This window comes from Limnochorda sp. (assembly GCF_047459355.1).
Classification (GTDB): Bacteria; Bacillota; Limnochordia; order Limnochordales; family Limnochordaceae; genus Limnochorda.
This window is the reverse complement of the sequence record NZ_VSCV01000019.1, coordinates 33,824-48,564: the sequence shown is the minus strand read 5'-3', so window position 1 is coordinate 48,564 and position 14,741 is coordinate 33,824. Positions and strand designations below refer to the sequence as shown.

The 14,741-nt window shown below is 69.3% G+C and carries 17 protein-coding genes; 2 read left to right on the top strand and 15 right to left on the bottom strand.

The features are described from left to right. Positions 1–391: 391 nt before the first annotated feature. A complete protein-coding gene (locus FWJ67_RS07910; RefSeq protein ID WP_414482681.1) occupies positions 392–922 on the bottom strand; it encodes a hypothetical protein in 531 nt (176 codons plus the stop codon). 295 nt (positions 923–1,217) lie between these two features. Here FWJ67_RS07910 and FWJ67_RS07905 point away from each other — a divergent pair, with 295 nt between their 5' ends. Further along, on the top strand, positions 1,218–2,207 hold the full coding sequence (locus tag FWJ67_RS07905; protein WP_304171069.1) for a tyrosine-type recombinase/integrase: 990 nt from the start codon (positions 1,218–1,220) through the stop codon (positions 2,205–2,207). A 61-nt stretch (positions 2,208–2,268) separates the two neighbouring features. Here the strand turns inward: FWJ67_RS07905 and FWJ67_RS07900 are convergent, their stop codons facing one another. Next, positions 2,269–2,643, bottom strand: coding sequence for a LysM peptidoglycan-binding domain-containing protein (locus tag FWJ67_RS07900; protein WP_304171071.1), 375 nt, complete (start codon positions 2,641–2,643; stop codon positions 2,269–2,271). 288 nt (positions 2,644–2,931) lie between these two features. Here FWJ67_RS07900 and lexA point away from each other — a divergent pair, with 288 nt between their 5' ends. Continuing rightward, positions 2,932–3,540 (top strand): transcriptional repressor LexA, encoded by a 609-nt coding sequence (lexA, locus tag FWJ67_RS07895; protein ID WP_414482053.1) that lies wholly within the window; start codon positions 2,932–2,934, stop codon positions 3,538–3,540. A gap of 302 nt (positions 3,541–3,842) precedes the next feature. Here lexA and FWJ67_RS07890 read toward each other — a convergent pair whose 3' ends face one another. The 13 genes from FWJ67_RS07890 to FWJ67_RS07830 form a co-directional block, all read right to left on the bottom strand. Continuing rightward, positions 3,843–4,229 carry a hypothetical protein gene (locus tag FWJ67_RS07890; RefSeq protein WP_414482054.1) on the bottom strand — a complete coding sequence of 129 codons (387 nt, stop codon included), beginning with the start codon at positions 4,227–4,229 and terminating at the stop codon, positions 3,843–3,845. Positions 4,230–4,328: 99 nt separating this feature from the next. Beyond that, on the bottom strand, positions 4,329–4,526 hold the full coding sequence (locus FWJ67_RS07885; protein WP_304171077.1) for a hypothetical protein: 198 nt from the start codon (positions 4,524–4,526) through the stop codon (positions 4,329–4,331). Positions 4,527–4,594: 68 nt separating this feature from the next. Next, positions 4,595–5,371, bottom strand: coding sequence for a 5'/3'-nucleotidase SurE (surE, locus tag FWJ67_RS07880; RefSeq protein WP_414482055.1), 777 nt, complete (start codon positions 5,369–5,371; stop codon positions 4,595–4,597). A 113-nt stretch (positions 5,372–5,484) separates the two neighbouring features. Continuing rightward, positions 5,485–6,144, bottom strand: a complete 660-nt coding sequence (gene sigH / locus FWJ67_RS07875; protein WP_414482056.1) for an RNA polymerase sporulation sigma factor SigH — start codon at positions 6,142–6,144, stop codon at positions 5,485–5,487. A gap of 174 nt (positions 6,145–6,318) precedes the next feature. Continuing rightward, positions 6,319–6,726, bottom strand: a complete 408-nt coding sequence (speD, locus tag FWJ67_RS07870) for an adenosylmethionine decarboxylase (protein WP_304171083.1) — start codon at positions 6,724–6,726, stop codon at positions 6,319–6,321. A 153-nt stretch (positions 6,727–6,879) separates the two neighbouring features. After that, entirely contained in the window at positions 6,880–8,223 is a 1,344-nt protein-coding gene (locus FWJ67_RS07865) for an aminotransferase class I/II-fold pyridoxal phosphate-dependent enzyme (RefSeq protein ID WP_304171085.1), read from the bottom strand. After that, on the bottom strand, positions 8,224–8,463 hold the full coding sequence (locus FWJ67_RS07860; protein ID WP_304171087.1) for a hypothetical protein: 240 nt from the start codon (positions 8,461–8,463) through the stop codon (positions 8,224–8,226). Positions 8,464–8,499: 36 nt separating this feature from the next. Continuing rightward, complete coding sequence (gene trpA, locus FWJ67_RS07855; protein WP_414482057.1) at positions 8,500–9,342, bottom strand: tryptophan synthase subunit alpha; 843 nt, start codon at positions 9,340–9,342, stop codon at positions 8,500–8,502. Next, a complete protein-coding gene (trpB, locus tag FWJ67_RS07850; protein WP_304171091.1) occupies positions 9,339–10,610 on the bottom strand; it encodes a tryptophan synthase subunit beta in 1,272 nt (423 codons plus the stop codon). Before trpB ends, trpA begins: the two co-directional genes overlap by 4 nt. After that, positions 10,576–11,235 carry a phosphoribosylanthranilate isomerase gene (locus FWJ67_RS07845; RefSeq protein ID WP_304171093.1) on the bottom strand — a complete coding sequence of 220 codons (660 nt, stop codon included), beginning with the start codon at positions 11,233–11,235 and terminating at the stop codon, positions 10,576–10,578. Before FWJ67_RS07845 ends, trpB begins: the two co-directional genes overlap by 35 nt. Continuing rightward, positions 11,225–12,019: an indole-3-glycerol phosphate synthase TrpC gene (gene trpC, locus FWJ67_RS07840; protein WP_304171095.1), complete on the bottom strand. Its 795-nt coding sequence runs from the start codon at positions 12,017–12,019 to the stop codon at positions 11,225–11,227. The genes FWJ67_RS07845 and trpC overlap by 11 nt, the downstream gene beginning before the upstream one ends. Next, complete coding sequence (trpD, locus tag FWJ67_RS07835) at positions 12,016–13,047, bottom strand: anthranilate phosphoribosyltransferase (RefSeq protein ID WP_369686526.1); 1,032 nt, start codon at positions 13,045–13,047, stop codon at positions 12,016–12,018. Before trpD ends, trpC begins: the two co-directional genes overlap by 4 nt. Next, positions 13,047–14,669 carry an anthranilate synthase component I family protein gene (locus FWJ67_RS07830; protein WP_304171099.1) on the bottom strand — a complete coding sequence of 541 codons (1,623 nt, stop codon included), beginning with the start codon at positions 14,667–14,669 and terminating at the stop codon, positions 13,047–13,049. The genes trpD and FWJ67_RS07830 overlap by 1 nt, the downstream gene beginning before the upstream one ends. Positions 14,670–14,741: the final 72 nt, after the last annotated feature.

Sequence of the window (14,741 nt, the reverse complement as noted above, 5' to 3'; positions counted from 1 at the left end):
GAGTACGCATAGCGCTGAAATCGCTACCCCGCCCACGGAGAGGGCGGGGGTTCTCGCGTCCCAATTGTGCCGCAAGCCCGCCCCCGCCTCTTCAGTCCAAATGGGCCCCAGGACCCAGACCCAGATTTGTGCCTCCACCATACTCATGGAACGGAATCGGACCCACGCAGGTTCCATCGACGGAAGGAGGCACGAGGATGGCAGACGGGTATCGCCGGAAGAACAACAACGACCTGGTCTTTGTGATCTTCCTGATCCTGATCCTGCTGCTTCTCAGCGAGGACGACCTCTGAGGGCGTGAGCCTCGCCTTCCACGCGCCTGGTCCGGAGGTGGTCGGTTCCCGCCTCCGGACTCCTTGCTGCCGCCCCCGCCAGGGCGGCTGACGGTGTCTCAACCCTTCGCCTCTGGGCGGTCTCCGTCAAGATCACCCTCGAAGGGATCCTCGAAGGGGTCCGAAACGGCCTCGTCCAGGGGAGCACTCAACTCCAGATCCTGGAGGGGACCGGTCCACACAAGGCGGACCGACGCGGCGCCTGCCTCCCGGAGGATGGCCGCGGCCCGTTCCGCACCGTCGCCCCAAACCTGGACGAGGAGGCGCGTCTCCGGCGGGTGATCGGCCTCGAGCGGGTGCCGTTCTCGCTCGGCCATGGCCGAGAGGATGTCCGCGAAGGCGGAGAGGGACGTGTCGATGGTGGTGCTGTTGCCGACCAGGTTCCCGCCCGTGGCCGGGAGGCTGGCGATGGCGGTGCCGAAAAACTGCGCGGCACCCACGGGGTCGTACGTCTCGGGAAAACTGGGCAGATCCTCAGGTCCCAGGAGGCGGATGGCGATGCGGGAGGGGCCGAAACCCTCCTGACGGAGCTGGTCGAAAATCCGGCGAGCTCGATCTTCACCCTGGACCACGCCCAAGGCCACAGCCACGGAAACGGCCTCCTTGGCAGCGCACAACCTGGACCCCTGGATGGCGAAACGGCTTAGGGCTCAGGCCCAGCCGCAGGGCTAGTCTGAGGCGTGGTGAGTCGGCTCATACCAAGACCGGGCCGGAAGGGCCTTCCAGGCGGCTCCAGGGCACCTTCAAGGCGACTCCGGCCATCCGGGGCTCGTGCTCGACCCCAACGTCTTTCCTCAACTCAACAAAATGTTCATTTCGTTAAGCAGGAGGCGCCCGACGGGTGGCGAAGCCTCTGATGGCAGCCGATGTGAGGAGGCTTGGATCATGGAGGCGGATCCCCGGCATAGCCCCGAGATGACTTCGAACGGCTCCCCCGGCCGCTCCCCCCAGGAGGCCGGCCAGGATCCGGGAAGCCGGGAGCACCGGAGAGGACGCCACCCCTGGATTGAGGCCTTCCAGGAGTACCTGCTCGTGGAAGAAGGCTGCTCCGAGCAGACGGTGGATGCGTACGGGCGGGATCTGGAGCTTCTGGAGGCCTTCCTGAACCGTGAAGGGCTGGACTTTGCCACAGCCGATCCGTTGGCCCTGAGCTCCTTCTTGGCCTTTCTCCAGCGGGAACGGGGCAACGGCCCGGCGGCCCGGGCCCGGAAAGCCAGCTGCATCCGGAGCTTCTACCGGTACCTGACCCGTCAAGGCTATGTCCACCAGAACCCGGCTGCCGACCTGCGGTCGCCACGGATTCCGAGCCGGGAGCCCATCTTCCTCAGCCGGCCGGAGGCCAGGGCCTTGCTGGACGCGGCCCGCCGAGCGGGACCAGCCCCGGTGCGGGATCATGCCATCATCGCCACCCTGCTCTACACAGGCTGCCGGGTCAGCGAGCTGACCGCACTGCGGGTGCGGGATGTGAACTTCACCACCGAGACCATCCGCATCTTCGGTAAGGGCGCCAAGGAGCGGCTGGTGCCCCTTCACCCGGAGCTCGCGGTCATTCTGCGCAACTACCTGCGGGTCCGGCAGGTTCCCCCAGGAAGCCCCGAGCCTGAGCGCCTCTTTCGAAACCAGAGGGGCGGCCCCATGACCCGGCACGGGGTTCACTACCTCATCAAGCGGATCGCCAAAGCGGTCCCGGGCGACCTGCCTGGGCTGTCGGCCCACAAGCTCCGCCACACCATGGCCACCATGCTCCTGGAGAACGATGCCGACCTCCGCTCCATCCAGGAGCTCCTGGGCCACGCCTCGGTGGCCACCACCCAACGGTACACCCACGTGGTCAACCGCCGGCTCCGCCAGCAGGTCCAAAAGCTGGAGTACTGAGCCCCCTGCCCCACCCTTGGCCCGGGGATACACCTCCACCGCCGACCTCCCCGTCAAGACCCTACCGGTTCGGCCATACCCGCTCCCCTGCCGAGACCGTTCCTGAGCGGCCTGTCAAGCCTCCTGGGATGGTGAGCCGTTGGCCCACCTGCAGCACCGCGGAGCGGAGCCCGTTGACCTGGCGGAGGATCTCCACCGTCCGGCGGGGATCCTGCCCAGGGGCCACCTGCCGCGCGATGCTCCAGAGGGTCTCCCCCTGGGCCACCACCCAGATCTGCTCCCCGTCGGCGGAAGCCTCTTCCGGGCCAGAACGTGCCGGGCCGAGCTCGCCGGGACGTGCAGCGTCAGCGGGGATGGCTGCCTCCGGCCCAGCCGCCATCCTGCCCAACATGGGCGGGGCCGCCACCAAGACCGCCAACCCGACCAAGGCCAGCATAAGCCAGCCCACCATGCCCATGGGTGGCCTGACGCCCATGGCGGCCCCGGTTCCGGGGCGCCGGCGGCCTCCCCCGTGTGGGGCTCCCTTCCGGGCCCATCCCTCGCCGCCGAGCACGATGCCTCCCCCCTGCCCTGGCCGATGTCGGCCCCACGAATGTTTGTTCGCCTACCGAAGTTTACCACATGGCCGGGGCCTGCGTCAACCTTCTTCCGAACTTGCGTTTGCAAGGGGCAAAGGGGCGTGCTATAATGGCTTCGCTCACCATGGCTGGAAAGGGGACGGAGGATGCGGGGCGAGCTGAGCGAGCGGCAGCGGCAGATCCTCGAGTACATCCGGAAGTGCGTGGAGGAGAAGGGCTATCCTCCCTCGGTCCGGGAGATTGGCCAGGCCGTTGGGCTCAGCTCCAGCTCGACGGTTCACGGCCACCTGAACCGGCTGGAACAGAAGGGTTACATCCGCCGGGACCCGACCAAGCCGCGGGCCATCGAGCTCCTCAGCCCGCAGCACCGACGCGTCCCCTATCAGCAGGTTCCCGTGGTCGGCCGGGTGACGGCCGGTGAACCCATTCTGGCGGTGGAGAACGTGGAGACCTATGTCCCCGTCTCCAAAGAGATTTTCGGGGATGACGAGCTCTTCGTCCTGAAGGTGCGGGGCGAGAGCATGATCGAAGCAGGCATCCTGGATGGGGACTGGGTCATCGTCCGGCGCCAGGCCACCGCCGAAAACGGCGATATCGTCGTGGCCCGGCTCGACGACGAGGCGACGGTGAAGCGCTTCTACCGGGAGCAGGGAAAGATCCGCCTCCAGCCAGAGAACCCGACGGTGGAGCCCATCATCACCGACCGGGTGGAGATCCTCGGGCTCGTCGTGGGTCTCTTCCGGAAGCTCGCCTGAAGAGTTGCCTGTTGGTCTGCCTTGCCTGGAGCCCTAGACAGCTTCCCTGAAGGCAGAACCGCATGGGGTCCCGTGGGCATGAGGCTGTGGGGGCTGTTCCGATCTTGAGGCGAACGACCGGGGCCCCTGGAGGTAACGGGCGCGGGAGCCGGAGCGGGCGCTCCTCGGACGCACGCGGCAGGGAGCCCGATCGCCCGCGGGTTGACCCGAACCGGACGAGCAGGCTCTCTGTCTCGGCACCTCACCCATCCGACCACCCGGCGCCGCCGGGAGGACGGGCTCAGCCTTGGATGGACCTTCGCCTATGAACTCGCCCCTTGAGCCGAGAGGCCGGGAGCTACCGAATTAGCGTCCGAAGCCCGGAGACCAGCAATCTCCTCCTCGCTCATCCCCAAGAGGCCGAAGAAGAGCTCCAGCGCCTGCTGGCGCCCGCTGACCTCGGGCGAAACCTCCTCGGAAGTGTGCGAAAGGGGTAGGGCTTCGTACCATTCCACTGCCTTCTGGTACGCTGCCTCTACCCCTTCATGCTCCACCCAAGCCATCAGCTCGGTGTATGCCTCCCGCCGAGCTTCAGCCTGCCGATGCCAAAACTCCGGCCGTGATGTGTGGGTGCTGGCAAGGATGTCCTGCTTGGCCAGGCGCTTGAAGCGCTTCAGCCCAGTCAGGACATCCTCCCGATGAGGGAACATGGCGCATGCCCCCTTCCTGGTGAGGCCGTGTGGCCGCCTTCGTCCTCTTACTTCCCTTCTGCCCGACGGAAATCCTGTTGGCCCCGCCCCTTCTTGCCCTTACCGTGTCACCAAGGCACCCAGGATATCCAAGATGAGCCAAAGGAGGAGGAGTCCCCAGAGGGTGGCCGCGAGGCGGACGAGCCTCTCCCCCACCCCGCCCCTGGAAAGGGAGGGCGCGTCGAGGATGTGCCCGAGGTGGGCCCCACCGAGGGCGAGGGTGATCCACCCGAGGATGACCGCCAGCCAGAGGAGCATCCGCCCACCTCCTGAGGCGCTGCCCACCCTATGCCGGCACCTTCCTGCGGGATCCCCCTCACCAAGCCCTAAAGCTGGCCGTCCACGCCTGGCCAGGCCTCGCCCTCCCAGGGCCGCAGCTGGTCCATGGTGGCCAGGTCCGTCATGTCGAAACGGAGGGGGGTGATGGAGACAAAGCCGTCCTGAATCGCCCGGGCATCGGTACCCGGCTCCAGGTCCAGGTCGATCGCCTCCCCGGCAAGCCAGTAATAGGCCCGGCCCCGGGGGTCCTCCCGGCGGTCGAAGACGTTCCGGTAGGTGCGGGTGCCCAGCCGGGTGATGCGCACCCCCTTGGCCGGCCCCCGCCCCGGCACGTTGACGTTGAGCAGGAGCGGTACGGGCCATGCCACCAGCCGACGGGCCAGCTGGGCCGCCAGGCGAGCCGCCGGCCGGTACGCCTCCACATCGCTGGGAAAGCTATCCAGGGAGACGGCGAGCGCCGGGAGACCGTGGAGGTACCCTTCCACCGCGCCCGAGACGGTGCCCGAGTAGAGCACATCCGTTCCCAAGTTGGGGCCCCGATTGACGCCAGAGAGAACCAGGTCGCACCCATCCTCGATGAGGGCTTCAATGGCCAGCTTGACACAGTCGGCCGGGGTGCCGTTGAGGCTATAGGCTTGAACCCCGCTGCCCCACTCCACGGGGGTCACCCGCAAGGGGGTGTGAACCGTGATCCCGTGGCCGGTCCCGCTCCGTTCCCGGTCGGGCGCCACCACCACCACCGAGCCCAGAACCACCAGCTCCTGGACCAGGGCCCGCAGCCCGGGAGCGTGGATACCGTCGTCGTTGGTCACCAGGATGCGCACCCAGAAGCCTCCTCGTACCAGGCCAGGACCCAGCCGGGCGCTGCCCCCTGCAGGGACCTGCCGCCAACTCCTAGGGCATGGTTCCGCCGCCGTGTCACCGGAAACCTGCGCTTCTAGAAGTGTGTGTCAATCTTGTTCTTGATGCGGCAGAGGGCGTTATCGATGGACTTGGTGTGGGTGTTGAGCCGCTCCGCCATCTCCTTGTAGGAGAGCCCGTTGATGTAGAGACGGAAGACCCGGTACTCGAAGTCGCTCAGGGTCTCTTTGATGTGACGCTGGGCGTAGATGAGCCGTTCCCGGTTGATGACCAGGGTCTCCGGGTCCTGCGCCTGGTCGCTGATCAGGACCTCCATCAGGGTCCTGTCCCCTTCGAGGTCATAGATGGGCTTGTGAAGGGAGGTGTAGGAGTTGAGGGGGATGTGCTTCTGGCGGGTGGTTCCCTTGATGGCGGAGATGATGTTCCGGGTGATGCACAGCTTGGCGAAACTCCAGAAGGAGGAGGCCCCCGGGTTGAAGTCCCGGATGGCCTTGAAGAGGCCAATCATGCCTTCCTGGAGCAAATCGTCGTCCTCCGCACCCTGGAGGAAGTAGGGCCGCGTCCAGATATAGACCAGCTTTTCGTACTTCCGGAGGAGGTACTCGGTGGCGTCTTCGTCGCCCTCTTGCGCCAGGACCGCCACGTCTTCGTCGCTCATCGAGGCATAGTCCGGTCGAGTTGGCCGTTTCTCGGCGGGTTGGGCTGCGGGTTCCAGCGATGCAGAGGGCGTGCTCATGCTCCACCATCACCCCTCGAAGGCCATGGGCGTCCAGGCGGGTACGCGGGGTATACAGTTCGAGACGAGCCATGAAATTCCTGCTCCTGCCAGCACGGGCCCAAACACGAAAGCGTCCGGAACCTCACCTTCCGGTCCCGGACGCCTTAGCCCACGCTCGCGTCTCTCGATCGTTTATAGGGTTTCATACACCCGTTCGGTCACCTCCGTGGAGTTCACCGTCGGGGCCTGCCGAATGATCCCGCGCCGCACTTCCTGGGCCGTGGTGGTCTGCGCCTTGAAATGCTCGACCATGTAGTTGCAGGCGTCCCACGGGTTCACATCCTCCCCGCAGGTAAACACGTCGATCGCCGCATACCCGAGCTCGGGCCAGGTGTGGATGGCCAGGTGGGATTCGGAGATGACCACCACACCGCTCACGCCCTGCGGCGAAAATCGGTGGAACGCCACCTCCCGAACCTCTGCGCCAGAAACAATGGCGGCATCGACCATGATGCGCTGGACCGCATCCAAGTCGTTGAGCACCTGCGCATCACACCCGTACGCCTCACACAGGATGTGGCGTCCCAACGCCTGCTCCATCCAAGTCGTTCCCCCCTCCAATCGGTGTACAATCACCTAGCATTGTAGCAGACGAACGCGTGGAGTCAAGCAATGCCGAGGTAAGCCGAGGAAACCCCCGCGTTTTCCGGTGTAGATCCCAGGTGAGAACGTCTCATCCCGGCTCATGGCGATCTAGAATGACTCAGGTCGCCCGGAGGACCCCACGTCGGCTGGAGCCTCCAAACGGGCCCAGGCCGCACGCCACCGGTCGTCAGGGATCCTCCCCAACTGGAGCAGCTCCTGAATGGCCCGCTCCAAGGCCAGGGCCACATGGCCCAGGGAAAGGCCCCCTTGCACGTAGACCGCATAGGGGGGGCGCATGGGGCCGTCGGCGCTCATCTCGATGGAAGAGCCGAGGACGAAGGTCCCCGCCGCCATGATGACGGGGTCCCGGTACCCGGGAAGCTGGGCCGCCACCGGATGGGCCCGGGAATCAACGGGTGAGGCGGCCTGGATGCCCCGGCAGAAAGCGACCACCGCCTCAGGATCGCCCAAGACCACCTGCTGGACCAGCTCCGTCCGGGGCTCATGCCAGCGGGGGCGGACTGGAAAGCCCAGGGCTTCCATCACCCAGCTGACCAAGACCGAGCCCTGAAGGGCCTGGGAGACCACGTGGGGGGCCACAAAGAGACCTTGCATCATGGACCGGATCAATCCCAACGTGGGCCCCACGGCCAGGCCGATCCCCGGCGCCGTCACCCGGGCGGCCACCTGCTCCACCGCCTCCGCTGGACCGACGATGTAGCCGCCGCTGGGGGCCAGCCCGCCACCGGGGTTCTTGGTCAGGGAGCCGGCCGCCAGGTCGAAGCCCACCTGGGTCGGCTCGTAGAGTTCGACGAACTCGCCGTAGCAGTTGTCCACGGCCAGGAGCACCCCGGGAGCGCCCGCCTTCAGCCGGCGGGCCGCTTGAGCCAGCTCCTCGATGGTATGGGAAGCGCCCCCCTCATAGCCCCGGGACCGCTGGATCATGATCATCCGGGTGTTGGGCGTGACCCGGGCGAGGATGGCCTCCACATCGATACGGCCGTCCTCCTTGGGCGGCACCACCTGAGCGTCCACCCCGTACTCGCTCAGGTTGCCCGCGGCCGGTCCCCAGATGACCCGCTGGAGGGTCTCGTAGGGGAGCCCGGCGCCCAGGATGAGGTGGTCCCCCGGCCGGAGAAGGCCGAAGAGGAGCGCGGTGAGGGCGTGGGTTCCCGAGGCGATCTGGGGCCGCACCAAGGCGGCCTCGGTGCCAAAGAGGGTGGCGTAGATCTGCTCCAGCTTCTCCCGCCCCGGGTCCCCGTACCCGTAGCCGGTGCTGCCGGCCAGGTCGGTCTCGGCCACCCCGGCCAGCTGGAAAGCCTTCAGGACCCGGCGCTGGTTGATCCGTTCCCTGGCCCGGATCTCCCGGAAGACGGGCTCCAACCAATCAATGGCCGCCTCGATGAGGCGGCCCGCATCCGTTGCGAACTCGGTTTTGACCTGCAGCGTCACCTAGTCCTCCCCTTGCAAGGTCTCGCGGCGGACGGTGGAGCGGACGCTCACCCGCTTGCCCGGCAGGCTCTCCAAGGTGCTCTCCCGCAAGGGCTTCTCGGAGAAGACCGTCAGCTTCCAGCGGCCGTCCCCCAGCGGCAGAAGCTCCAGCTCTCCCGTGATCTCATGCCGCTTCCGGAGCTGGCGGACCACCTTCTCCATCTCTTCCCGACTCTCAAACTCCAAAGCAAAGGAGAGCATCCGAGCCATTCCCCCTCTCCCGGAAGGTTCCCGCCCTCAGCCCGGGACTCCTGCCCCGTCGGCCGCCAAACGCGGTCCTCCCTCCAGAGCCTCCCGGAACGCCGCCGCCACCTGCCGGGCCAGCCGGCCCAGGTTCTGCCCCTGGGCTTCGGCGATCCGCCGGGCGAGGGCACTGCCCACAATCACCCCGTCGCAGAGCCGTCCCGCCGCTGCGGCATCCTCGGGCCGGCTGATGCCGAAGCCCGCCGCCACGGGCAGGGAACTCGCCCGCCGGATCCGCTGGACCAAGGGTTCCAGCTCCCGGCTCAAGCGGGGCCGCTCTCCCGTCACCCCGGTGACGGAGACGGCGTAGAGGAAGCCCTGGGAGGCCGCGGCGATCTGCGCGATCCGCCCCACGGGACTGACCGGGCTGACCAGACCCACGGCCGCCAGGCCGGCGCGGGCCAAGGCCTCCCGGAGGCCCCCGCCTTCATCGGGCGGCCAGTCGGGGAGGATCACCCCATCGGCACCGGCCTCGGCCGCTTCCCCGGCGAACCGCTCCACCCCCCGGGCGTGGACGGTGTTGGCATAGACCAAGAGGACCAGCGGCAGCTCAGGCGCCAGGGCCCGCACCCGGGCCAGCAGGTCCAAGGCCCGGGGCCAGGTGGTGCCCGCCTGGAGGGCCGCCTGGGCCGCGGCCTGGAGGACGGGGCCGTCGGCCAGGGGATCGGAGAAGGGGATTCCCAGCTCCAAGAGATCGGCCCCTCCCTCGACCAGGCCCTCGATCACCTCCAGGCACGCGGCGGGCGAGGGGTACCCCAAGGTGACGTAGGGCATGAAGGCCGCCCGGCCTTGAGCCCGGGCGGCGGCGAAGCTCCGGACGATCCGGTCCTTGCTCATGGCTCACCACCCTCCCCGCCCAGCAGCCTGGCCACCTCGGCCACATCCTTGTCCCCCCGGCCCGAGAGGTTGACCAGCACCACCGCCTCGGGGCTCAAGGTGGCGGCCAGCCGGGCGGCGTAGGCGACGGCGTGCGCGCTCTCCAGGGCGGGCACGATTCCTTCCAAGCGGGCCAAGGCCCGGAAGGCTTCCAAGGCCTCGGTGTCACTGACGGCCACGTACTGGGCCCGGCCTTGCTCCTTCAACCAGGCGTGTTCAGGCCCCACCCCGGGGTAGTCGAGGCCGGCGGAGACGGAGTGGGCCTCCTGGACCTGGCCGTCCTCATCCTGGAGGAGGTAGCTCCGGCTACCGTGGAGGACGCCCGGCCGCCCCGCCACCAGGCTGGCCGCGTGCGCCCCCGGCTGGAGACCGCGCCCCCCTGCCTCCACGCCCACCAGAGCCACCTCCCCATCGTCCAAGAAGCCGCTGAAGATGCCGATGGCGTTGGATCCCCCGCCGACACAGGCCACCACCGCGTCGGGCAGGCGGCCGGTCAGCTGGAGCACCTGGCGGCGGGCTTCCACCCCGATGATGGCCTGGAAGCGCTGGACGATCCAAGGATAAGGATGGGGCCCGACGGCGGAGCCGATGCAGTAGTGGGTCTCCCGCACCCGGGCCACCCAGTCGCGGATCGCCTCGTTGACGGCCTCCTTCAAGGTGGCTGTGCCGTGTTCCACGGGGATCACCCGGGCCCCCAGAAGCCGCATCCGGAAAACGTTCAGCTCCTGGCGGGCCATGTCCCGGGCCCCCATGAAGACGTCGCACTCCAAGCCCAAAAGGGCCGCCGCGGTGGCGGTGGCCACCCCGTGCTGGCCGGCGCCCGTTTCGGCAGTGATCCGCTCCTTCCCCATCCGCTTGGCCAAAAGGGCCTGGCCCAGGGCGTTGTTGATCTTGTGGGCCCCGGTGTGGTTCAGGTCTTCCCGTTTGAGGAGGATCCGGGCGCCGCCGACCGCCTGGCTGAGCCGCCTCGCTTCCGTTACCGGCGTGGGCCGGCCCACATAGGCGGCCAGGAGCCCGGCCAGCTCCCGGTGAAAGGCGGGATCCTCGACAGCCTCCCGGAAGGCGGCCTCCAGCTCCACCAGGGCCGGGAAGAGGGTCTCAGGAACGAACCGGCCCCCGAAACTCCCGTAATGGCCCCCCGCATCGGGGGTCTCCCCGGTCGTCAGCGCCTGCTGGACCGCCGCCAAGAGCCCCTCATGCTCGACGTTCTCGGTGATGCCGTGCTGCATGGATCTCCCCCACCCTCTCCAGAAAGGCTCCCATCCGTTCCAGATCCTTCACCCCGGGACGGCGCTCGATGCCGCTGGAGACATCGACGCCGTCGGGGGCCATTGCCTCCACCGCATCCTTCAGGGAGGCTTCATCCAACCCCCCGGCCACCAGGAAGGGCCGGGGTAAGGGCCGGTGCGCCAGGCGCTGGGCCCAGCCGCGCCAATCCCGCCGCCTCCCCGTTCCCCCCAAGCCACCCGCCGGGGGCTCGAAGAGGAAGTAGTGGGGCCGCTCGCCCTCCCCAAGGCCGGCCACCCCCTCGAGCCACTGGGGCCGGAGCAGCCCGATGACCGTCAGCCCCTCCTGCCGGAGGCGGGCCACCTCCCATCCCGTCCACGCCCGGTGGAGCTGCACGCCGTCCAACCCTGCTGCCTCGGCCACCCGCCGGATCTGGTCCAGATCCTGCTCCACAAAGACCCCCACCCGGAGCAGGGAGCCCGCCTCCCGGCCCAGCGCGGCGGCCGCCTCGGGCGTCACGCAGCGGGGGCTGGGCCGGTGGAAGACAAAACCGCACGCCCAGGCGCCCAGCTCGGCGGCCCGTCGGACCTCCGCCGCCCGGCGGAGACCGCAGAGCTTAACCAGCACCGGCGCCCACCCCCAAGAAGGCCTGGATCAGGGCCTCCGGATTGGGGTGGCGGGTGAGGGCCTCGCCCACCAAGACCGCCCGGGCCCCGGCCCGGACCATGCGGGCCACATCCTCGGGGCCTTTGAGGCCGCTTTCGGCCACCGCCACCACCCCCGGGGGGATCCGGGGGAGGAGGCGTTCCCCGGTGGCGAGGGAGGTCTCCAGCCGGTCCAGGTCCCGGTTGTTCACCCCCACCACCCGAGCGCCGGCAGCCAGCGCCCGGTCCAGCTCCGCCTCCTCATGGACCTCGACCAGAGCCTCCATGCCCAGGCGCCGGGTGAGGGTGAGGAGCTCGTCCAGGTCCTCATCGCCCAACAGGGCGACGATGAGCAGGACGGCGTCGGCGCCCGCGGCCCGTGCCTGGACGATCTGGTAGGGGTGGATGAGGAAATCCTTCCTGAGGACGGGCCGGTCCACGTGCTCCCGCACCTGCCGGAGCCGGGCCAGGCTCCCCCTGAAGGAGGTCCGGTCCGTCAGAACCGAGAGGGCGGCCGCCCCCGCGGCCTGGTACCGGCGGGCCACCTCAACCGGGTTGGGCTGGCGGCCGATCCACCCGGCGGAAGGCGAGGCCTGCTTCAGCTCCGCGATGATGGCCAGGGGGGCCGCAGCCTGGAGGGCGCCGGCCAAGGAGCGGGGCTGGGGCATCTTCCGGGCCCGGGCCTCCAACCGCGCCATGGGAACCCGGGCCTGCCAGCGGGCCACCTCCTGCTCCTTGCGGGCCCGGACCTCGCTCAGGAAGCTCATGCGACCGCCTCCGGCGCGCCGGCCAGGCGGCGGAGGCGCTCCAGCCGGTCTCGGGCAGCGCCCGAGTCGACGGCTTCCGCCGCCCGGGCCACCCCCTCCCGCAGGTCCTCGGCCTGACCGGCCACCACCAAGGCGGCTGCGGCGTTGAGGAGCATCACGTCCCGGACCGCGCCCCGCTCCCCCTCCAGAGCTGCCTCGATCCGGCGCGCGTTCTCCTGGGGGCTTCCGCCCCGCACCGCCTCCCGGGGGTAGCGTTTCAACCCCACATCTTCGGGCTCCACCCGGAAGGGGCGGAGGCGCCCTTCCCGCAGGTGAACCACCTGGGTGGGCCCGGAGATGCTCAGCTCATCCACCCCGTCCAGGCCGTGGACCACCATCGCCTCCCGGCAGCCCAGCCGGTCCAGCACCTGCGCCAGGGGCTCCACCCACTCCAAGGCGTAGACCCCCGTCACCTGGCGGTCGGCGCCGGCGGGGTTGGCCAGGGGCCCCAAGACATTGAACAAGGTCCGGATCCCCAGGGCCCGCCGGGTTGGGCCGGCGAAGCGCATGCCAGGATGGTAGCGGGGGGCGAAGAGGAAGCCGATCCCCGCCTCCTCGATGCACCGGCGGACCTGGTCGGGCTCCAGATCGACCCGCACCCCCAGGGCCTCCAGCACATCGGCGCTGCCCGAAGGGCTGGAAACCCCCCGGTTCCCATGCTTGGCCACAGCCACGCCCGCGCCCGCGGCCACCAAGGCGGCGGCGGTGGAGATGTTGATGGTCCCTGCGCCGTCACCCCCGGTGCCACAGGTGTCCACCAGGGGCTCCACCCGGGCCTCCACCCGGAGCGCGTGGGCCCGCATGGCCCGGGCCGAGCCGGCGATCACCTCCACCGTCTCCCCCCGGAGACGGAGGGCCACCAGATAGGCGGCGATCTGGGCCTCCTCGGCCTGGCCCGCCATGATCTCTTCCATCACCTGGGCCGCCTCATCTTCAGCCAGAGCCTCCCCGGCCAGCAGGCGGCCGATGGCTTCCCGGATCACATGGATCACCTCTCACCCTGCCGAGCCGCAGGACCCTTGGCCACCCCAGCCGCCCCGGGCGGGGCGGCGCCGTTCCCCTCCCCCTCGGCCTGGGCGACGGCCGCGAAGAGGGCCCGGGCTTTGTTGAGGGTCTCCTGGTACTCCCGCGCCGGGTCCGACTGGGCCACGATCCCCGCCCCCACCTGGACCCGGGCCACCCCGTGGGCCACGTGGAGGGAGCGGATGGCAATGCAGCTGTCCACGTTGCCGCGGAAGTCCAGGTAGCCCACCGCGCCGGCGTAGAGGCCCCGGGGCTCCGGTTCCAGCCGGTCGATGAGCTGCATGGCCCGGGCTTTGGGCACCCCCGTGACCGTCCCCGCTGGAAAGACGGCCCGCAGCAGGTGGAGGCCGTCGAGACCGGGGCGCAGGCGGGCGACGAGCGCGGAAACCAGGTGCATGACGTGGGAGAAGCGCTCCACCGCCTTCAACCGGCCCACCTGGATGGACCCCGGCTGGGCCACCTCCGCCAGCTCCTGCCGGCCCAGATCGACCAGCATGGCATGCTCCGCCTCCTCCTTGGCGTCGGCCAGGAGCTCCTCTTCGAGGCGCCGGTCCTCCTCATCGTCCCGCCCCCGGGGGCGGGTCCCGGCGATGGGCCGCACCTCGGCCACATCGCCCCGGAGCCGGGCCATCATCTCGGGAGACGAGCCCAGAAGGGTCTCCTCATTCACCCGGAGGTAGAAGAGGTAGGGGGATGGGTTCAGGGAGCGGAGGATCCGGTAGACGTGGAGCGGATCCGTGCGGAGGGGCCGGCGGAACGCTTGGCTGAGGACCACTTGGGCGACCTCACCGGTGCCGATGGCCGCTTGGGCCTGCCGGACCGCCGCCTCAAAGGCTCCCTGGTCCAGGTTGCCCGCCCAGCCCTCGGGGAGAAGCCCAGATCCCCCAGCCGCCAGAGGCTGGACCGGGGCGCTCTCGGGGGCGGTGGGCTGCGGGAGGATTGGAGGCCCGTCGCCCGGGGACGGCCCTTGGGACCCGTTCAGAAGCTCTTCCAGGAGGGCCAGCCCCTCCCCATAGCGCCGGTCGGGATCGTCGCCGGGACGGAGGTGGATGTGGACCACTCCAAGCAAGGTCCGGTGGAAGTGGTCGAACGCCAGGAGGCGGTCGGCCACCATCAGCCGGAGGTGGGGGGTGGCCCCATCGGGGCGGGGTTGGAGCCCCACCCAGGGTCGGGCCAGGTCGTAGCCGAACCACCCCACCAAGCCGCCGGAGAAGGGCGGAAGGCCCGGCAGAGGAGCTGGGCGGAACTGGCGAAGCCAGGCCCGGATCCCTTCCAGGGGATCCCCCCGGCTGAGGAGCTCCGCGCTCCCCTCCCGGCAGCGGAAGAGCCCACCTCCCCGGGCTTCGAGCCACTCGCTCCCCCCGGGGCCGAGAAAGGAGTACCGGCCGACCTGCTCATTCCCCTCCGCGCTCTCCAGGAGGAAGAGCCGGGGAGCGGTCCGGAAACGGAGGAGCAGGCCCACGGGCGTCTGGATGTCGCCCAGCTCCAGCCGGCAGATGGGGATGAGGTTGTACTGCGCGGCCAGGCTGCGAAAGGCGGCCAGGTCAGGCCAGACCGTGGGCAGAACACCCACTGATGGGTAAGGCATGCAGCGGCGCTCCCTTCGCGCCGTGCCAGAGAAAGGGCGGGTGTCAGGACCCGCTGAGACCGTAGGAGGAAC